The organism is Cohaesibacter haloalkalitolerans (assembly GCF_003574655.1).
Lineage (GTDB): Bacteria > Pseudomonadota > Alphaproteobacteria > Rhizobiales > Cohaesibacteraceae > Cohaesibacter > Cohaesibacter haloalkalitolerans.
This window is the reverse complement of sequence record NZ_QNUM01000010.1, coordinates 14,949-34,010: the sequence shown is the minus strand read 5'-3', so window position 1 is coordinate 34,010 and position 19,062 is coordinate 14,949. Positions and strand designations below refer to the sequence as shown.

Sequence of the window (19,062 nt, the reverse complement as noted above, 5' to 3'; positions counted from 1 at the left end):
CTTAGCGCCGCACACTGATCACTAATCGTCGTAGCACTGATGGCTATAGGTCAGATTTTGAACGCTTGAAGCAAACTCATCCCCAAGCGTCTCGTCCGCATAGGTTATTGCCCCCTCCGGATACTCAATCTTGGTTCTGGTTCTCTTGGCTTTGTAATGGGTCAGCCTCGCTGACGAAGAAATAAGGATGTTCCAGCCTTTCTGACACATACGGGTGCCCGCGAAGTTGAGGGATGTTGGCAGATTTGCCTTGACTGTGCCTCCCGTTCCAACCTCAATTATCTGCCCGGTTGTGTCCATGACAGACGCACCATGTTTCCTATCGACATTGGAAGTGATCACAACATCCTTGGTGTTCACTTCATCCGAGACAACGGAACGAACGCATTTGTCACCCTTGTCAACGACAGCTCCATCACCGATAGGAATTGCATATTGGGTGCCGTCAGGTCGGGTGTAGATGTCACTTTTATTGCTCGGATAGAGAAGATTGCAGGCGTCATAATAAGCCCTTGAAGAATCTTCCACTTCTTCGATACCATCATGGGTATATGGGATCTTTTCGGCTCCATCCGCCAGATAGGCAGACTCAATCTGCTTTTCGACCCCGTCTACATTCAGAGTGATTGAGACAAGCTTTTGGGCATAAAGCTCTTCATCATTGTTCTTCCAGCCATCAAACATCCGAACACACTTATCACCCTGATCCTTGGTAGCCCCATCACCGATCGGAACTGAGTATTTGGACCCATCAGGCCGGGTGTAGACGTCACTTCGATTGCTTGGATAGAAAAGATTGCAGGTCTCATAATATGCCCGCTTGGGGTCTGCGATGTCCTCAAACCCGTCATGGGCATAGGAAATCTGGGCGGTCCCATCCATCAAATAGTTAGACGCAATCGGATATTCGGTTCCATTCACGTTGATGGAGATAGAGACAAGCTGCTGAGCAAAAAGCGCTTCATCATTATTCTTCCAGCCAGTAACGGTCACGTTGTGCGGATAGGTCGTGGTATTGCTCATACAGCCAGTGACATATTCGCGACCAAGCTTGGTGTCATAATAAAAGCGGGATTGACCGTATGACACACCTGCACTCAAATCATGGGTCCAGTTACCCGGATCGTCACATCCGTTGGTCGTTTCTTCAATCGTGGTGGAATTTGCGGTATCAGGCACACAGGCGCTGATATATTGCGGCTTTCCATCGACCATAATCTGTGTGCGATACTGCTCTGTTGCGGTCCCTGCAGCTTTATTGACGAGTACCGGACAAAGCCGAATGCCACCCTCATAGAAAACCTTCGAATGCTGATATCTGTTGCCGGTTTCCGTGCATGGTGTCACCTGATAGTAATTGCCATCCTCACCTTCATAGGCATACATCACCATTTCCGATGAAACGCCCTTTGAGAAGTCATGCTTCATCGTGCAGCTGTAGCTATCAGCAACAAGCTTGTAAGGCTCCAATGTCTCCGATGGTGAACAATCCTGCACCTTGATCTGGGTGTTATTGCCATTTGTATAAACAAGAGACGTATTCCGGCTGACCTTCATATTGTCGATATCAACCGACACAGAACAGCCATTCTCGATCTCGGAGATTTTATAGGTTTTCTCGGTATCAGGCTGGCAGTCGGAGATTTCCTTGCGGGTCGCCTCTGCGTCAATATAGTAGGACAGATATTGAGGGCTGGCGGTTTTACCATCCAGATCAACCATATCGCTACAAGTCGCATAAGACTTCTGGATGGTATAGGTCGTACCGTTATCGGTGCAGGCATCTTCCGAGGTCATCGTTCCATTGGTGAAGGTCTGGCTCTTGGATTGCACCCGAACAACACCTTGGGTTTCGTCAATGACAACCGGACAGCCGACAGTCGTCACGCGAACTTCAACAGTATCTTCAGGCTCTTCTTCTTCCGGCTCGATCCTTTCAGGGGTCTGGTAAGAACCAGCGATATCATTTGCACTCCCTCCACCGCTTGTGGAGGTTCCTCGATCTGTTCCGTTCTCCGTGTCCTTTTCTTCTGGATCTTCCTCTTCTTCGGATGGGGTTTTCTGGAGGGATTTGACAGCCGTGACAAACTCCTTTTCATTCCCGTTGACAGATATGGCCGTTGTTGGTTCCAACATGTCAGATTCAATATTGAACTGGCTGGTGAACTTGTCGGCCGAAAGAGCGACCGACGCATCATCCTCGTTGGATAGATTGGTAACAACAACCTGGGCAATCTTCTCGCCATCAACTGTCACGGTTCGCGTAAACCCCTTCGCAGAGATCCCGCTTAAATCAACCGGTGTCTCCGTGTTGGGAGATCCGGAGAAGGAAAGATTGACGGGAGATCCTTCTTCCGTCATTGCTGTTTCCAGCGTGGGCACAACGGTAAACAGGTTTTCCTTGATAACCGCTTTGGCGTCGCTTGGACTCGATGCTGCCAAAGCGGTATCTGTCGTTGCTGCCTGCGCACCACTATCGGGTGACGATTGAGCCATAGCGAGATTTGGTGTGAGCAAAGCTGCCATCACGAATCCCAAGCTCAATTGCTTTCGCAATCTCATAGATATGCTCCTTAGTTTGATTTGACCGGATCGGCCAGATACCAGTCTTTCTCTGGTCGGATTTGCACGCGGGTTCCCTGTGCAATTCGGATGATCGGGGTAAGATCAACCGTGTCCTCGAGAATGGCGGCGGTAATCTGCCCCACATTCTCGGAAACACCGGATGCTCCATTACCGATGATGTTGGAATCTGACTGATCAGCTGAGGATGCGGCCATAACGCCGGCTTCGACTGCCGACCCAAGGGCAGTCGTCAGGATGGCGCTGCCATACTTTTCCCAGAAGCGATTATCGACCTCACCCGAGAGGCCGCCATAGCCTTGGCCATCGCCTATATGGGAGGAAAGCTGATAGATTTCAGCGCGGCTTTCAGCCAGAAGAATTCGATTGCATGTAAAGCCGACACGGGTCTGCCCGACCTTATCGACTTCATCATAGTGACAGATCATGCGCGAGCCCTTGGGAACCAGCTTGGTTCGCCCATGAGCCCCGTAAACATCACGAGAGACTTGCACGATCACAGATCCATTGTCTGAAAGCTGCGAGTTCACGCCATTCTCAAGAATGCCAGTGATGATACGGTCAGCGGCCAGAATACGGGTATTGTCTACCGCAGTGGTGGAATAGCTGCGCTGAGCGCTGTATTTGCTGTTCTCTTTGTCAATGCCATCAGGCGGCGGAAAATTCGGAAGGTTCGCATTGTAGCGCCCTTCCGGAGCCTGCCTGCTGGCCAAGTCTCCATCAAGATCCACCTCAACAAGCCTTTGTTGAGCAGCACGGCGCTCAAGCATTTCCTGTTGCAAGGCAATCTGCAAAGACGTAGGGCCGGTTTCCTCTTTCACTTCGGGTTGGAGATATTGCGTCACATACTCGGTGACCTTTTTCTCCTTGACCACTTCCTTCTCAACCGGAACCTCGACCTGCTTATTGATAACAACAGGCGGCATTGTTATGACGCGTGGCTTGGGAGGGGGCGGCGGCGGCGTTGGTTTCTCATAGTCGAAAACCTGAGGGTCACTTTCCCCAACACCACGCGGGATTGAAGGGGCTTCGTGGCAGAGCCCCCCCAATGACATATTGAGAGCCAGGAACACAGAGCACAATCCCATGATCAGTCTCCCAAATACTGGATGCACATATAGGACTGACCGCTCTTCAATGTGATCAAGCGATGGGTGGATTCAACGACAAAAGTGGTTCCGACAACGCGGGTATTGACCAACTCGTCAATGTCATCGACCACCACATATGCCGTTGGAAGCTCGATATCATTCCATTTGTCGCCATACTGAATGTATGTGAAATTGTCGTCGCGATAGACCTGCTCGGGCTTCAGGTTCTTGTCACCCCACAATTTGTAGCTATCGAAACCACGAATTTTGGAAGGATCGAAAGTCGCTGTTTTCAGGAAGTCTTTCGCGCCAGTTGCCGCTGTTTGACCTTGCATGGAAGGGTTGGCAGGACCATTGACACCATCATCAAAGTTGATGACCTGCAAGCCACTCGTATCAATCCGGTCCTCAATCTTGAAGGTGAGGTCCGGAGCGTGCTTGGACCGCACCGATTCAGAGCGAAGATAGAAGGAAAGAACCTGGCCTTCTTTGGTATAGACCTGCATGGAGCTATCAACCCCAGACCCAAGAGGCTTCACCACCAGAATATTCCTGGTACGACGCTTGGCATCGAACCGGTTGGTATCACCCAGATCAACGCTTTCAATCTCCATTCGCTCTGGCAAAACGATGGCCGTGGTCATGTACTCGCGCAAACGGACCTTGTAGACGCACGTATCGCAAAGCGCTTCGATATGAACGCCCTGCCCTTTGGCTTTATATGACCATGCAGACTGAATCTGCCCGCCGATGGAAACATTGCGCTGCATAACACCGAAGTCACCTGAGGCTTGCAGGCGAGCCTGCTCTTCGGCGATTGCATCCAGCCCCAATGCGGCCTGCGCGGCGGCCTGATTGGCTCCATCAATCCGGCTTTTGGTGTTATCGGTAGCAGAGCGATTAGGGGGCTGCCGCACAATTGCAGTCTGAGCATGGGCGACAGGTGCACTCATGAACACCACTGCGGCCAGAATTGATGCGAATATGGACTTATTCATTTTTTGTAGGTTCCTCTTTGACTGCCATATTGAGGACGCGGATACCGAGGGGATTTTCGAACTTGTCGACTTCCTGAACGTCTTGCTGGCGAGGCTCGAGTTCGAGATAGGCACGCAAATGCCGCTTCTTTGGCTTGTCTCGCCCGATCTTGTCTGTCTGGATGAATTCAACGACAAACTGGTAGATGTCGTCATATCGAACGATCTTGTTTGCGCCGACCACTGTGATTGATCGGTTCAAACCATCCCCTAGAGCGCGGGAGATAAGATCTTTGTTCGCTTTGAGATAGGCGTTGAAGAAGTCGCTATCGCTATAGCGACGAACGCGATTGAAGCGCTCATTCTGAGTAACATCATCAATGGCCAGAATATCGCGAACATAGCGGCGCGCGATTTTCTCGACCATCAGTTCATAGCCAGGGACTTTTACAGAAACCGGCTCGACCGAGTAGATTCGATCATCATTGGGGTCCACCCGCAACAAAGCAAACTCGGTTGTTTTAAGCGGGAAAAGCTCACTTATGGTGCTAACAAGAACAATGATCGCCAAGGTCGCGGCTGTCGAATAGACGACGAAGAAACGTAAGAAAAAGGCGTTCCGGCGTGCCGCTGTTTTGAAGGCAAACGGATCTGCGTCAAGCACGGCTCTGTGGTTGCCGATCCCTTCCTCAGCTTGACGTGCTGCTCTTTTTTCCTTGCTTGCCGCCCTGTCGTCGGACTTCGGCTTTCTGCGGCTTTGCTTCTTGCCAAAAGAGAGCATTCTTTTATGAAATGGCAGTTTCGAGCCGTAGTAGACAGCAGGTTCTTCCTGCTGCTCATACGCGCTCCTCCTTGCGTCTCCTTCAGCCTGCTTTTCGTCATTTGCGACAGTAAGCATCAATGATGAGGAAACAGCCTCTGGCTCGATGCGCACAACCTCCCTAGGGGGCTTGCGCAGCTTTCTGAATATTTGGGTTAGAAATCGCATAAGGAACCTCAACCCACCCATTCAAAACGGGGAGCCTGATACTGGATCTCAGTGCAAGCACAAGGAGATTTGCGCATTTCGTCAACGCCATCCGGTTTGATAGGCATTTCCGTTTTCGAGAATGTGGAACAGCCTGTCATGGTTATGGATGAGGCAAAAATAAGCGCACTCAAGACTACTTTAATCATTTGAAATACCTTTCGAATTTCATTCTGTAGGGGTGGATATTTCGCCCGGCCTTTTGCGATTTTTGTATTTTTCGTAGCCTGACTTGGCTCCGTCTAGCGCTTTGCTGCCAGCATATTTCGTGATACCCACTCCAACGCCACCTGCGGCAGCTCCAGCCCCAAGGGTTCTGCCTGCAAGAGTGCTTGCACCAACCGAGCCAAGCATCGCACCAGCGATAGATCCTGAAATCGAAATGGCTTCTGACATTAGAGCGCAACCAAGCCAGCCCATGATGAGGGCAAGCAGATATGGCCCGGATGAAAGAGAAGCAAATTCTTCAGGAGAGAGGGAGGATTCGCCTCCAATATTCAGTATGTCGAAGCATTTGGTGACGATGGAAAAGACCAGTGTTACGGCGAGCATGGTTGCAATCGCACTGATGAGCGTGCGGATGGCCTGAGCATAAAGCCCCGAACCAAAAGGAAATCCGGACAGAGCAACGATGAAGGGAGAAAGACCGCAAATCAGGGTGACCCGAAACAGACAGGTTGCCGTTTGGGCAAGAAAGAGGATAAGCAGCAAGCCATACGGGATCAGGAGCAACACACCATAAATGGCACGCATGACGTAGGCTACCACTCCCCAGGGAGTGCCACTGCCGTCACCGATAAAGATTGCAACGATTGTGACAACCTTGGAGATCTGAGATTCAATTGCCATCAATAGCGAAGAAATTCCGCTAGCACCGTCCCCGCTATAGCCTGTAATGGAAGCTGACAAGCCGCCCAAAACGGAAATGGCGGTGTCAAAGACTGTACCAATAATAGCATCGACACCGAGAAATGCCCCAAAGCCGAGAACCATAAAGACAACTTGTTTCACCGCATGAGGTACATCAAGCGAGCCCAAAACCACCTGAATCCCGACCCAGACGATCCAAACGGTTGCAATTGCGATAACAAGCCCGGTAAGAGGTCCTTCCACGTTGGAAACCATCTGATCGACAAAACCGGACGAGTTATTGACGAAGGCCTCAAAAACTGTGCAGGTGGTGCAATCCATTATTCTTGCCCCTCTGCATCGGTCTCTTCAGCCAGATCATTCTCTACAGGGACTTGTTCATTGATGGTTGCAGCGGCCTGAACCTTGAGCATTTGGGCCATAAGCTGGTTCATATGGCTTTGTGCAACCAAGCGCGCCACATTGACTTCAATCAGCACCTGTAGACGGGCATTCATGTCGGCGGCAGATTCACCGGCCTTTTTGTAATCCTGAGCGGTTTCCAACGTCTCATCGGCTGTCTCAATGGCTTGGTCGGCCTGTGCCAAACCTTTGACAGACGCATCCGTGATGGTGTTGACCCGGTTCGTCTGGATGCCCTTGAGCACTTCCTTCTTTTCTGCCCATGACCCGGTCTGAAGGCTCTCCTTCTTTGTGATCAACCCAGAGCTGTAAGCCGAGCTGCGGTCACAAATTGAGCTGAAGGACATATTCTCAAGATCAACTGATGGCATCAGGTTCTTGTAATCAGGAACGAGGCAACTTTTTGCACTCGCAATCGAGTTCGCCAAGCTCTTGAAGTTGATGGATGGGATCGTGATATGCCCCATCTCACCAATGGCGGAGAAAGTATCATCGGCAACCTTCTTCACTTCCTGAAGCTTCTTGAGCTGATCGGTTGCCACCTCCAGACTCTCTTTCAACGTGTTGAGCTGGTTTTTAGCGGTTTCAAGCTGGCTTTTAAGCGCTGCAACTGACTTTTGCGCCTCTGCCAGATTGCTCGTATCGACAACCAGCATCGCAGCCTGTGATGTCGATGGAGCGCCCACCAGAGCAACGAGAAGTGATGCTGCAAGCAAATGTGATCTTAGATATGGGATAGCCATTGATCCCCCCATTTTTGTTTGATTTCGTTGAGTTCGCGAATTGGGGCTGGACCGGAGCGGTAGAAACGGATTGCGTCTCCAAAAGGCGTAAGGTCAATGTCGATGATGGCGCTCTCATTGAAAGAGCTGGCTTCGAACCGCTTGACAATCATGACCTGTCGGCCACCACGCATATCCCCCTGCCCCTTGATGAATGCGATCTGTTCAGAGGATAGATTGAGCGGTTCGAGATTTTTGGTATCGACGTTGGAGTTGGGAAAGAAGAACATGGTCTGGGCATTCTCAATAATGCCCGAGGCTCCTTCTACCGAGAGCAAGGCTCCCGGTTCCTGAAAGGCCAGCCCCACGAGCCCATCAAGCTTTCTGTATTCGCGATACATCTCAAGCGCGAGCTTGCGGAAGCCATCGTTGCGCAGAAGATTTGCAGCTTCATCGATGAAGATGGAAAAGCCACCATCAGTTTTGCGAGCGGCTTGAGAAATCGCGTTGGCAATATGGGCAATCACCGGAGGCCCCAACAGAGGATCTTCCAACGCCTCGTTCATATTGATCCCTGCAAGGAATGACTTTTCCAGAAAACCGGAAATCTGATCCCGAGGCGCATTGAAGACATGGGCATATTGCCCCTCTTTCTCTTCAAGAGAGACCCACTTTTCAAAAAGCCTGTGTTCGGTCGATAAACGAGGGAAGGAAGCCGTAAAAATATTGTTGAGTGTCCGTTCGCCAACTTCCAGATATTCAGACATATCAATGGCATTGCTAAGCAACGCCTCCATATTCTCCGTATATTCGTTGCCCGCGAGCAAGCGCATAATTTGAAGCGCCCTAAGTTTGGCGGTCTTGTCCGACAGGTCCGTATCCAGAGGATTGAGAGCAAGCTCGTCATATCCCTGATAGACACCTCCCATGGCCTCTACCATGAAGCGCGCACCATCCTTGGAATCGAACACATAGTTCCGAACTTTTGGAAACTTCGACAGGCCTCCAAGCAAATGCATGATAAGGGTGGACTTACCTGAACCAGTCGGAGCAAAGACAAGGTAATTGCCGGGGCTCTGCGGTTTGTCCGATACGTGAAACTGGAAGGCATAATTGGCGCCGGTCGGCGTCTTGAACAATCGGATTGGGCGATCCCCAAAAGGCGACTTCCACATACCGATAGGGGAAAATTGGAATGGCCAGAGGGTTGAGATATTGCTCTCATAGAGCCGCAAGGGACGTAGAAGCTTTTCACGTCCGGGCATTCGGTTGAACCAAGCGACACAAGCGCCCTTTGTCTCGACAGAGTAGAGCACCCGTGCCTTGTCAAAGATAGCCGTGATCCTGTCGATCACCTCATTGAGCTTGTCTTCATCTCTTGCCCGAACAGCCACCTGAAACTGCGTTTCCATGAGGTGATGTTCATCATTGAGCAAGTCCTCAAGCGCACCTTCAAATTCTGCTAGCTGTGTGCCAGTCCCAAAGAAGTTATGCTTCTGCTCCTGGACAGTCCGTGTGAAGAGAGCCACCTGTTGCGTAGTATCAAGCGGCTTGACGATATGGCAAATCTCTATCTCGGCTGGCAACGCCAAAATCTGGGAGATCAGAAGACCATTCATGGTTTCCGGCCAGGTACGAACTGCAATGATTTTATTGAAATAGGGGGCCGGAACGGTTGTCCTGATCAGGCCGTCCGTCGCAATATCGAGATCACATGCCGGAATATTGACGCTCATATTTTGAGAGATACGCGGCAGGAAGGGCATGAACTGTCCGCTAATCAGATAATTGACAAAGCTGCTGAGCTCGCAAGGATCATGAAGCTTTGTCGCTGCCAGCACAGGCCGCAAGCCATAGCTCTCAAAGGAGGAGGAAAGGCCCCTGCTCGTCTTGTCCATCTCGCTCATGGTCGGACAGGTAAGGACGAGGCACCAGATCTGCTCAAAAGCATTCTGGTAAATGCTCTGCTCTTTCTCACCGATTTCCTTGAGCGTGATAGTCGGCCATTCTGCATCAAAGCTGACATCTCGGGAGCGCTTCACGCCAAAGATACGCAGCGTTGTGTTGGGCTTCAGAAATTGATGGAATGCAGTTGATCGGGTTTTTGCAAGAATATCCTGCTCAGCCAGAGAACGCGTCTCATAGGCCACTCCGGACAAGGTGAAGATGCGGACATACTGCCCATCCTTCAATTGTAGGGTCTGATTGTCAGCAAGGATTTGATCAAATTCCAGCTCATTAGCCAGCCAATCCTCATCAATGTCACCGAGCAAATAGCGCGATGTTTTGGGATGAAAGAGCACCCCGGCAAAAAGAGCTGTTGTTGTCATGAGTAATGCTTGGGTGAGCATTGGTTACTTCTCCAAATTCTTCTTTTCACCAGCGACCAGATGGCGGCTTGGTTTGCCTCTCAGAAAAGTATTGGGCAGAAGGAAAAGAGTGTCGGAGTGAGGATCTTTGCGGCGCATATGAACGGCCCACACGATCCCAAGCGGCATCGTCACGATGAAAAGCACAAAGGCAACAGATTGACCGCCCACAACTCCGCCAAGCATGGAAAGGAGGACCACTCCAATGACGACAACGGAAAAGTGAAAAGGTGACATACCGAGAATTTTCATCGGCTCTTGCACATAGGTAGCAACGCTGCTTTGTGCTTTCATCGTGCTGCTCCCTTATGACGTTGCCGACAAGAGGGTCGTCAGGATACTAGGACCAACCATGATCAAAGCGCCGCCGAGCACATAGGTCAGTACCCGCCGAATATCGAAGTGCCCTGAAATAATGATGTAGATGCCGTAAAGGATCAGCCCGAAGCCGATAATTGCAGTCGCAATGCTCACGGTACCGCTCTGAAGGGATTCTGCCAGAGACGTGGCAGGAGAGGCCCAGTCAGAGCCAGCCAAGGCGTTGGAATTGCCAAGGACCATACCGGCAAGGGCCAAGGCCAGACGTAACTTGGGTTTTGGGAAATGAATACGAGACATGGTGATTTCCTATTGTTTGAGGATCACAAAGATGGCGATAACCGCCAGAATGTTGATGGAGGCAAAGAAGCCATTCCAACGGGTCATGCGCTGCATGGAGCGTTTGACAAGCGTTGTTTGCTCTGTGAAATGAGCGACGGCCTGAAGGTGAGTGGCGATATTCTCTTGTGTCACCGCATTGTTGATCTCTGAGACAGAGGTGACCGCTTCATTCAGCCTGTCATCGACGGTGGCGACAACTTCACGCACGCCAGATTTGCTGCGCTCTCCAAAAAGATCCATGGCCTTTGAAAGATTGGCTTTAAGCGTGTCTGAAAAGGCATTGAGCAAGGGCACAAGCGCCATTATGGGATCATCTTCAGACAGAATGACGCCGGAATGCCGCATAATGGCTTCTCTGGCATCTTCTTTCTTGAGAGCATCCCACTCCAGGTCCAGTTGATCTGGGGAGTGATCGATCCCGCTCATTCTGCGGCCTCTTCGGCAACAAGCGCAGCAGAAAGCCTGGATTGGTCTAGTTGAGCCACATGCGACTTCCAGATCTGTTGCAATCTCTGGCGGCTCATGATTTTGAAGTCCGGTGACTGGATCGCAGCTTCAAAAGTGAGGCTTTGCTCCATCATCGCTCTTATGTCAGCGCCAAAGGTTGCTTGTTGAACGCGAGGATGCAAAAGCAGCTCGAAAATCCTGTCTTTGTAGGTCTGGAAGAATTTACTTTCGCTAAAGCTCTTCCCTTCCCGACCAACAGGCCCGAAAAATTCGTTTTCCCAGATGACAAATTGAGCCGTTTCAAACTGCGAAATCAGCTCTCCAAGACCGTCGAGCGTGCTCTGAAATGCAGGACCACCACAAATGGGAGAATGGATCAAAACGCGCGTTCCACTGTCCTGCAGAAACGGAAGGGCCACATTCTGAATGAGGTATGATGTGAAGGGCACATAAGCACTCGTGCCAATATCGCAGATGATCTGCTCACCAGCCTCTGCTTCAACAATTGTCTCGATCATCTGATCAAAACAACGAGGGTTGATGTCATCTTCCTCCATAATCTGAAGGGGAATAGCTTTCAGCCCGGGGATTGTCGAAAAAGTAGGCGTGCTGGGATCACAATCAATCGCAGTTACCGAAACAGCTCTATGGGAGTAGTACTGGGCAATGATGGAAGCGGTCAGGCTTTTGCCGATCCCTCCCTTTGCTTGCAAGACAAGATGGAAGGTTTTTTCCATTAGAATTCAAACCTCTTTTTGCGATCAATTTTTCGGAAAGGGTTATCTTTGGAATTTCGGAAGCGTTCAGCCGCTGACCTTGATTGATCGACTTTTTTTGAATATGTTGGCTGGGTCGCAGCTTCAGAATTTTGGAATGTGCTTTGTGAAACCGAAGCGAGATTTTCTGTCGTCGGGACATTCCCTCCGGCATTGCCCCGACCAGACCCATCATGTTCGTGAGAATTGGTGCGAGCCATAGAGCGCAGGTGGGAGAAATCTCGATAGCTCACTGCACTTTTGAGGCTACGCATAAAGGAAGAATATGAGCTGGAGACACGCCCTCGGTTATTGAGATCAAGCCAAACCTCCTTTAAATTCGGCTTCACAAGGCAAAGTTGTAGCGTTTCCGTCAGCACAGCATCAACCTCAAAGCGAGATTGACCATAGGGCTGACGGACTGAGGTCCGTTCAGACGGCATGGTATTGTTCGCGCCAAAAGGCGCGCCCTTACTATTTATGGTAATTTTTGTGGAATTGGCGAATTGGTCGCTTCAATAACAAAGCGATTCAGCCATTAGTAGGCTTCAATGCACAAAGCGCGGAGCGCGAAAGTCAGCGACCAATTGCCAGATTTTGGGTAAGTTGGTTCTCCAATGCGAATGTTAAACTGGTACTTTAATGTTCGCTAGGTTCGGGTGGTCTTATGTGGAAGTGAGACCACTCGAACCGCTAGCGGCTTACAAAGCACACCATAGTGTCAAGGTGACTCCCTGTATACGGGAGGTTGACTCCTCTCCCATTCCTTTTCCACAATTTCAAAAATCATCACTAATGTTGAGTAAATTTGTCTTAACTGCGCGCTAGGAAATTCAACCAATCGTTGAGCGTGAAACGCGAATAAGAACTCTCTTGTATGACGAACGGTACCGTCATACCTATCCTGCCGTCCCACCTATTGCAATTTGTTGCGATAGGTGGCGATGAATTACGACAGATTGCGATTCCGTTGGTTGCAATTCGGAACATAAAAAGAACAAACTGCAATAAATTTCGATAGAATGCGAAACAAATTGAACTATTGCGATTATCCGAGATTTCCACGAGATATTGTCAGATTCTTCGAGTTATTCGGAGAAGAATTGCTATAAACAGCGATTTGTTGCAATAGATTGCGACCGCTCGGCTTCAAAACGCGTCAATAAGAAAACGTCAAAAAAAGAGAGATTTTCCCCTCTGAAGCCAGCGCAAAAGCGCGTCTCACACTTCGCTTGCGTGCTGCTCTTTTGATTGGCGTGGCTCCTTCATGGCTTCCGTTTTCTGTGCTCGGAGCGACAGGCCGGAGCGGGGTCAAGGCCATAAGCGCCGAACGCCAGTGAGGGGATCGCCTGCACGCAATGACCGAAGGGAATGAAGGAAGGGGACGCGGTGCAGCGCAGCTGTTCAGCCTTGACACCGCTCTGGCCCTAGCCAGAGAAGAGAGATAAGAAGAGGCTTTGCGCTCTGCCGACGGGCCGCAGGCCCCATGGGAACGCGCCCCAATGCGGGAAGGGAAGAGTGTCTTTAGCCATGGCGGCGGTTGTGCCGATCAACTCGCGTCATGGACACCTTCACTGCAGAGCCTTTTGCTGACGCGAGCGAAACGACGAGGAGAAAAGGAAGAAAAGGTTCGGAATCTTCGCCTACGAAAAAAGGCCGAGGGTCATTTCCTCAGCCTTCAGATGTGATGTTTTTCACCTCGGTTGACGAACCATTTTAGACTTTTTCTGGCTGTGATTGAAGCTTTTCTCGAAGGACTTCGAATGGAGCCTTTCCTTTCAGGCCAGCATGTGGTCTGTGGCAATTGTAATAAACTTCCCACTCTTTCAGTTTTACCTTGATGTCAATGTCATCAATATAGTCAACGAGCTGCCAAAATTCCTGCTTGTCGGTCCTGTGCGACCTCTCGACCTTGCCATTCAGATGCGGCGATCCTGGCTTGATATAGACATGCCGAATGCCGAGATCCTCACAATGCCAGTGGAATTTGGCCTGGAACTCGTGGCCATAACACCTTTGGAATGATGTTGATTTGAGGCTATGATTGGCTGCGTAGCCCTAAATAGCGTAGCAGGTGATCATAGCCGGGTTTCAGGTCTCTATAGTGGTTTTTGTAACAAACCACACTACAGAGGAGGCCGACTATGATCGATGCCAGTATTGCACAGCCAGAGACTATTTTGGTAGCAATTGATATTGCCAAGTCCCGCCATGAAGTTTTGATTTCGATTCCAGGCAAAAAACGTCGCCGCCGGTTAACGGTTTTAAACCGGTTGGAGGACTTCAATAGACTGGTTGCGTCACTTGCAGATTATGATTGCCCTGTCCGTGTCGCTTTTGAAGCCACCGGCAATTATCATCGAGCACTGGCTTATCGGCTCGGGTTGGCCGGTTTCGAAGTCAAACTGGTCTCTTCTGTTTCTTTGGCTCGCACCCGCGAAGCGCTGAACAACAGTTGGGACAAAAACGACCCCAAAGACGCGCAAGTCATCCTTCATATGATGGAGATCGGGAACGAGCAGTTCTACCTTGATCCACTGCTGTGCGGCACGAATGATCTTCAGGAGTTGTCCAAAACACACGATATCATCTCACGTTCAAAGACGGAACTTTGGCATCGGATCCTGACCCATTATCTACCTTTATACTTTCCCGAGGCAGAGCGCTTTCACCGTAGTTCACGCAGTGATTGGTTCTTCGCCTTTCTGGAGCGCTATCCGTCTCCTCATTTTATCTCGGCGATGAGCCAGGAGGAATTTATTGTAGACGCTTGGGAAGTTGTCGGCCGCAAAGTCTCAAAAGAACGTTTGCTTGCAGATATTTATCAGACTGCCAGATCCTCCATAGGCTTACCTATCACTCCAGATTCCGATGCCGCGCGAATGTTCAGATTGGTGCTTGGTGAAGGCCGCAGCCTCATTGCTCAGCGCAATGCTATTGAGGATCGCGCGGTCGATCTTTTAAAAGACAACTCTGATTATCAACTACTGACTTCGATCCCGGGCATCGGGCCAATCAATGCCTTGACGATCTTGGCAGAGGCAGGTGATCTGCGCCGCTTTCCTCATCACCGCCAGTTCCTCAAATATTGCGGGATGGATCTGGCGACCATTCAGTCCGGGACCTTTCGAGGACAAACCAAGCTGTCAAAATATGGCAACGCCAGATTACGCCGCACACTATGGATGGCTGGTCAGGTAGCCATCATGCAAAGTGCTAACAGTTTCCGCGATAAGTTCGAGCGATACATATCCAAGGACCGACACAATACCCATTTGCGCCGAAAGGCGCACACCGCAATCGCCGCCAAAATGGCCCGAACAGTTCACGGGATCATAAAACGCGGTGAACCCTATCGCCCCTTCTTTGAGGGGTGATCGACAGCAGAAGGACCCTTGTCTGATAGGGCCGTAGAGGCAAATTACTGACCTCGTAGATAATGTTCAGGCCTTCTGCTCAACGACAAAGAGATCTCGTCTTAAGGACGGTGAGAGCCGCAAAAAGCGTACTCTGTGTTTGTTATGGGAGAGACACGTTGTTGACCAAAACGCCGAACTGATACAAGATCAAACTTGCTGGAGCTCTTCAGCATGACAATGACCTGACGCCAAAATCAGAGTTTCATTCCGAATATAGGACGTTATCGGTCTGGATAGTGTGAATGCGGAATGGAAAAGTCTGCCGGATGTGGTCAATGAACTTGATGGCGTTTTCCTGCGTATGCCGATCATAAACCTGCAAGGCCCTGGCGCGCGTGGCGTCATCGATAGCAGTATATTGAAAGCGCCGGATCTTTTCGCCATTCTTGTAAAAAGTCAGGAACTTTACATCGACCTGAATCCGATGGCCGGGGACCTGCTTCTCATATCGTTTAAAGTCTTTTATTGAGCGTTTGGGCGTTCCTCTGGGAAGCTTGTTCAGGCCATGGCGCTTCAAGACCTGGTAGACCCCTGAAGTGGATACCTTCATGTTGAAATAGCGCTCCAGCGACCAAGAAATCCGTTCGGGACCAAAGTGATAATTCTTGCGAAGGTGCAGGATTTTCTCTTCGATTGATTGAGGCACCCGGAGGGTCGGGTTCTCTGGACAAGGCTTGGAGTTGACAAGGCCTATGTCACCCTTCTCAGAAAAGCTCCTTTTCCATTTGTAATAAGTCTCACGGGAGATCCCAAAGTATCGGCAGGTTTTTGCAATATTGCCGATCTTCTTGGCGTGGGCAAACACCCGCTTCTTGCGGGCAATGTCACTGAGCGCTCGTTGTTCCATGAATTTTCCTTCCTCGGCATTAAGATTATCAAAATCTGTCAACCGAGGTCAGGAATTTCATACTTCAGACATCCGACAGCTTGTCTCAATACACTCACCTGATTTCGGCCAGGAGCCGTTTGAGGTCCTTATAGGTCTTCGTGTGATTGGTATTGTAAATATCCTTGTTCTTACCCTTCGGGTTGAGAATGAACCATGTGTCACCGGTCACTTTGGTTCGGTTTCCGTGCTTTGAAAACATAAGTTCAACCTGAGCGACTGGATTGCCCTTTATGCGGTTCCGCAACTCAACGATATTTTTTCCGTAGCTCTCGGAGAAGGTTTTGCTAAACAGCAAGGACGTTTTGGTTTCTTTCGTAACCGAGTAGCCGAGTGTGGATCTCGTAAAGATCCGCTTCGCCTCCACTTTGGCCATAGGAATTGATTTCTGCGTCATATGAACCGCCAGACGGCTGGATGCTTCGGCCGCGGGACTAGCCAAGAATGCAGCCGCAATCAAACCCGCCAAAATTGCCTTTTTCATTTTGTCCCTTTCTTCACAAAAGATAGGAAGATTTTAAGCATCTGTTCTACAAAACTCAATAAATACCGTGACTTAACAGGGCACTAAAGCTAAAATAGTTAAAGAAACAAACACACTCTAAAGAGTAGAGACTATGCGTAAGATGCTTGCATCCTTGGCCGTAAATCTGGTGAGAATTGTCTCGCTCTTGCTTGCGACAGCAACCACAATGGCGCTCTCGCTAGTGATTGTATTCGCTATCTTCATCATTCTTCCCCTCGTAGTTGAAATTCCCGAAAGTTGGAAACAGCATGTAGGATTTTGGTCAGACCCGTCATTGTGGGCGTTATGGCTGCCTATCGCCTTTGGCCCGGCTGTGCTTGCTTTTCTTGTTCCGCCAATTGGTAATTGGATTCAGGATCAAGGGTTTGGCGCTCGCAAACCTTCCGCCCGTGAAACTGCTGTCATTGCCCAGGTCAACGAAAAACTTACAGTCGCCGCCAAGCAAAATAAGACACACATATTCCGGGTGATCTATCGCATGATGGACGATGATGACACCAATGCCTTTGCATATGGAACCAATCGTATAGTGTTTACCACCGACATGCTTCGAAAGTACGCAGCATTTCCCAATCAGGTTGACATGCTAGCTGCGATCGCGGCTCACGAGTTGGGGCACCATAAAAACTTGGATACCTTTTTCGGGACAATTCAGAATTTTCTGTTCTACCCTCTGCATCTTGCGATCTTCATTCTAAATTTGCTGTTCAGCTGGATACCAGTTCTAAGCCAAATCAACTTCTTGTTTGTTGCAGTAGCGCAAATTCCACTTTTCTTGTCGCAATTTCTTTCAGATTTAACGCGACAAATGGTCGAGTATCGAGCGGATGCCTTCGCAGCACGCCTTCTTGGGCCAAAACACTTTGCAGATATTCTCGACGATTTTGGAAAAACCGAACGCTGGAAAGGTGGCGGTGTTCTCGTTTCGATGCAACGCTCGCATCCCCCCTCCGAGCTGCGCCGAGACAGGATCTTGAAAGAGTTCGGACATCTGGTTCCATCAGACAGGCTCCATGCGCAAGCCGTGGAGTGATCGGACCAGGTTGAGATTTCCTTCCTCTGCGCGGTCGATCATTGCCTTGAAATACGCTGCCGGATGAGAAATCAGCTCGGGATCTCTGAGCGCCTTCTCGACAATAACGGCCAGACAGACGAGCGCCATCAGGTTGCCTTGTCGTTCAACACCCCAGCCGAAATCCCGGTCACTGAGGCCAATTGTTAGCTTCAGCATTTGCGCTGATCCCATCAGCTCCTGCCATGATCCGAAGGTGCAGCCAGTCACGGTTTGCACCTTTTTGCATGCAGTCTGTACTAACCCGATGGATACCTGATCCATGCAATCGATTTTGCCCCGCTCTGGCCCTTCGACTGGGAAAAATGGTAATTGTTTTTGCTCGATCTCGCGCCTAGGCTTTCCTCGCAAAGCCCATTGAGCGGCTTGTCCGCTCTTAGAGTTTGAGACTTGCTCGTTAGAGCAAGACCGCAATTTCTTATTACTAAATTTATCGGAATAGGATGTAATAGGTATGGTCGCGACACTAGTGTCATGCGCGGGTGACATTTTTGCATTTTCTTCTGTTTTATCCGCATCATAACCAAGCTTTGAGAGTGCCTCCTGATAGATGGATTTCATCACATCTGCACGGTCATGCCAACTTGCTCCTGTATTATCCAAGACACGTTGAGCACTCTCAACCTGCTTGCCAAGATCCACATCATCCTGCATAGAAAGATCAAGGATAGCACGCGCCAACCGCGTCACAGATCGTTTGGCTTCCCTCTCTGCATTCAAAGCTTTCTGGAAAGCATCAGCCTTCTTCCGAAAGGCAGCAAGGTTGAAGCAGGCCGGAGTAAAATCGAGGCCATAGGCCTGAACAACCTGCCCTTCCCTATTGCGATCAATGAAGCGACGCCCTGTCGGGCTATCCTTGTAAGCCAGGATACCTGCTTCAACGAGCTGCTTTAGGCCCCGGGTTACAGTTCGGGTCGTGTGCTGCGTATATTCGGCTAAGCGTTGATTAGAAATGGCAACGATAGGCGTGCAGCCTTCCTGAAAGTCGTCCGCATGGACCAAGCCGAGCAGAATATCCAGAATATGATAAGCCGTACCCTTGATGCCTAGAGCCGGCGCTGCGCGCTTGAGGGTCAAAGACAGCTCATGCTTTTCGATGATCGGGCGATTGTCCTGCTGAGCGAGAATTGCACTTATGATTATGCCATCCGAGAGAGACCGGAACTTGGCAATTGTAGTGTATGTCTGTGACATGGTACCTCCCGCAAAACAGCGGTTTGAGATCCTGTACTCCAGACAAAAGCCATAGAAAACCC

Annotated in this window: 15 protein-coding genes and 2 pseudogenes; 2 read left to right on the top strand and 15 right to left on the bottom strand. The window is 50.0% G+C overall.

Annotated features, from left to right (window positions below):
• Positions 1 to 21: 21 nt before the first annotated feature.
• From DSL70_RS20035 to DSL70_RS19980, 12 genes and pseudogenes are all read right to left on the bottom strand, one after another.
• On the bottom strand, positions 22 to 2,562 hold the full coding sequence (locus tag DSL70_RS20035; RefSeq protein ID WP_162916948.1) for a hypothetical protein: 2,541 nt from the start codon (positions 2,560 to 2,562) through the stop codon (positions 22 to 24).
• Between the two features lie 11 nt (positions 2,563 to 2,573).
• Positions 2,574 to 3,671, bottom strand: coding sequence for a TraB/TrbI/VirB10 family type IV secretion system protein (locus DSL70_RS20030; RefSeq protein ID WP_119309763.1), 1,098 nt, complete (start codon positions 3,669 to 3,671; stop codon positions 2,574 to 2,576).
• Between the two features lie 2 nt (positions 3,672 to 3,673).
• Positions 3,674 to 4,672, bottom strand: coding sequence for a TrbG/VirB9 family P-type conjugative transfer protein (locus DSL70_RS20025; protein ID WP_119309762.1), 999 nt, complete (start codon positions 4,670 to 4,672; stop codon positions 3,674 to 3,676).
• Positions 4,665 to 5,639, bottom strand: coding sequence for a VirB8/TrbF family protein (locus tag DSL70_RS20020; RefSeq protein WP_162916947.1), 975 nt, complete (start codon positions 5,637 to 5,639; stop codon positions 4,665 to 4,667). The genes DSL70_RS20025 and DSL70_RS20020 overlap by 8 nt, the downstream gene beginning before the upstream one ends.
• Positions 5,640 to 5,846: 207 nt before the next feature.
• Complete coding sequence (locus DSL70_RS20015) at positions 5,847 to 6,869, bottom strand: type IV secretion system protein (RefSeq protein WP_119309760.1); 1,023 nt, start codon at positions 6,867 to 6,869, stop codon at positions 5,847 to 5,849.
• On the bottom strand, positions 6,869 to 7,693 hold the full coding sequence (locus DSL70_RS20010) for a hypothetical protein (RefSeq protein WP_162916945.1): 825 nt from the start codon (positions 7,691 to 7,693) through the stop codon (positions 6,869 to 6,871). The genes DSL70_RS20015 and DSL70_RS20010 overlap by 1 nt, the downstream gene beginning before the upstream one ends.
• Positions 7,675 to 10,023: a VirB4 family type IV secretion system protein gene (locus DSL70_RS20005; protein ID WP_119309758.1), complete on the bottom strand. Its 2,349-nt coding sequence runs from the start codon at positions 10,021 to 10,023 to the stop codon at positions 7,675 to 7,677. Before DSL70_RS20005 ends, DSL70_RS20010 begins: the two co-directional genes overlap by 19 nt.
• 3 nt (positions 10,024 to 10,026) lie before the next feature.
• A complete protein-coding gene (locus DSL70_RS20000) occupies positions 10,027 to 10,335 on the bottom strand; it encodes a hypothetical protein (RefSeq protein ID WP_162916944.1) in 309 nt (102 codons plus the stop codon).
• Between the two features lie 12 nt (positions 10,336 to 10,347).
• Positions 10,348 to 10,659, bottom strand: coding sequence for a TrbC/VirB2 family protein (locus tag DSL70_RS19995; RefSeq protein ID WP_119309756.1), 312 nt, complete (start codon positions 10,657 to 10,659; stop codon positions 10,348 to 10,350).
• Positions 10,660 to 10,668: 9 nt separating this feature from the next.
• Positions 10,669 to 11,127 carry a hypothetical protein gene (locus DSL70_RS19990; protein ID WP_119309755.1) on the bottom strand — a complete coding sequence of 153 codons (459 nt, stop codon included), beginning with the start codon at positions 11,125 to 11,127 and terminating at the stop codon, positions 10,669 to 10,671.
• Positions 11,124 to 11,885, bottom strand: a complete 762-nt coding sequence (locus DSL70_RS19985) for a nucleotide-binding protein (RefSeq protein ID WP_119309754.1) — start codon at positions 11,883 to 11,885, stop codon at positions 11,124 to 11,126. Before DSL70_RS19985 ends, DSL70_RS19990 begins: the two co-directional genes overlap by 4 nt.
• A 1,734-nt stretch (positions 11,886 to 13,619) precedes the next feature.
• Positions 13,620 to 13,910: pseudogene (locus DSL70_RS19980) on the bottom strand (integrase core domain-containing protein); the annotation flags it as partial.
• 137 nt (positions 13,911 to 14,047) lie between these two features.
• On the opposite strand from DSL70_RS19980, the pseudogene DSL70_RS19975 reads away from it, so the two are divergent.
• A pseudogene (locus DSL70_RS19975) lies at positions 14,048 to 15,306 on the top strand (IS110 family RNA-guided transposase).
• 218 nt (positions 15,307 to 15,524) lie between these two features.
• Here DSL70_RS19975 and DSL70_RS22845 read toward each other — a convergent pair.
• Entirely contained in the window at positions 15,525 to 16,169 is a 645-nt protein-coding gene (locus DSL70_RS22845) for a helix-turn-helix domain-containing protein (protein WP_162916943.1), read from the bottom strand.
• A gap of 94 nt (positions 16,170 to 16,263) precedes the next feature.
• Positions 16,264 to 16,692, bottom strand: a complete 429-nt coding sequence (locus tag DSL70_RS19965; RefSeq protein ID WP_119309751.1) for a hypothetical protein — start codon at positions 16,690 to 16,692, stop codon at positions 16,264 to 16,266.
• A gap of 133 nt (positions 16,693 to 16,825) precedes the next feature.
• Between DSL70_RS19965 and DSL70_RS19960 the strand changes: the two genes are divergently transcribed.
• Positions 16,826 to 17,767: a M48 family metalloprotease gene (locus DSL70_RS19960; protein ID WP_119309750.1), complete on the top strand. Its 942-nt coding sequence runs from the start codon at positions 16,826 to 16,828 to the stop codon at positions 17,765 to 17,767.
• On the opposite strand, the gene repC is transcribed toward DSL70_RS19960, so the two are convergent.
• A complete protein-coding gene (gene repC, locus DSL70_RS19955) occupies positions 17,735 to 19,000 on the bottom strand; it encodes a plasmid replication protein RepC (RefSeq protein ID WP_119309749.1) in 1,266 nt (421 codons plus the stop codon). The two genes, DSL70_RS19960 and repC, sit on opposite strands and share 33 nt — an antisense overlap.
• Positions 19,001 to 19,062: the final 62 nt, after the last annotated feature.

Coding starts and splice junctions, on each gene's coding strand:
- DSL70_RS19995 (WP_119309756.1), bottom strand. CDS start 10,659: ATGTCTCGTATTCATTTCCCAAAACCCAAGTTACGTCTGGCCTTGGCC.
- repC (WP_119309749.1), bottom strand. CDS start 19,000: ATGTCACAGACATACACTACAATTGCCAAGTTCCGGTCTCTCTCGGAT.
- DSL70_RS19990 (WP_119309755.1), bottom strand. CDS start 11,127: ATGAGCGGGATCGATCACTCCCCAGATCAACTGGACCTGGAGTGGGAT.
- DSL70_RS19965 (WP_119309751.1), bottom strand. CDS start 16,692: ATGAAAAAGGCAATTTTGGCGGGTTTGATTGCGGCTGCATTCTTGGCT.
- DSL70_RS19985 (WP_119309754.1), bottom strand. CDS start 11,885: ATGGAAAAAACCTTCCATCTTGTCTTGCAAGCAAAGGGAGGGATCGGC.
- DSL70_RS20020 (WP_162916947.1), bottom strand. CDS start 5,639: ATGCGATTTCTAACCCAAATATTCAGAAAGCTGCGCAAGCCCCCTAGG.
- DSL70_RS22845 (WP_162916943.1), bottom strand. CDS start 16,169: ATGGAACAACGAGCGCTCAGTGACATTGCCCGCAAGAAGCGGGTGTTT.
- DSL70_RS20000 (WP_162916944.1), bottom strand. CDS start 10,335: ATGAAAGCACAAAGCAGCGTTGCTACCTATGTGCAAGAGCCGATGAAA.
- DSL70_RS20005 (WP_119309758.1), bottom strand. CDS start 10,023: ATGCTCACCCAAGCATTACTCATGACAACAACAGCTCTTTTTGCCGGG.
- DSL70_RS20035 (WP_162916948.1), bottom strand. CDS start 2,562: ATGAGATTGCGAAAGCAATTGAGCTTGGGATTCGTGATGGCAGCTTTG.
- DSL70_RS20030 (WP_119309763.1), bottom strand. CDS start 3,671: ATGGGATTGTGCTCTGTGTTCCTGGCTCTCAATATGTCATTGGGGGGG.
- DSL70_RS20025 (WP_119309762.1), bottom strand. CDS start 4,672: ATGAATAAGTCCATATTCGCATCAATTCTGGCCGCAGTGGTGTTCATG.
- DSL70_RS20015 (WP_119309760.1), bottom strand. CDS start 6,869: ATGGATTGCACCACCTGCACAGTTTTTGAGGCCTTCGTCAATAACTCG.
- DSL70_RS19960 (WP_119309750.1), top strand. CDS start 16,826: ATGCGTAAGATGCTTGCATCCTTGGCCGTAAATCTGGTGAGAATTGTC.
- DSL70_RS20010 (WP_162916945.1), bottom strand. CDS start 7,693: ATGGCTATCCCATATCTAAGATCACATTTGCTTGCAGCATCACTTCTC.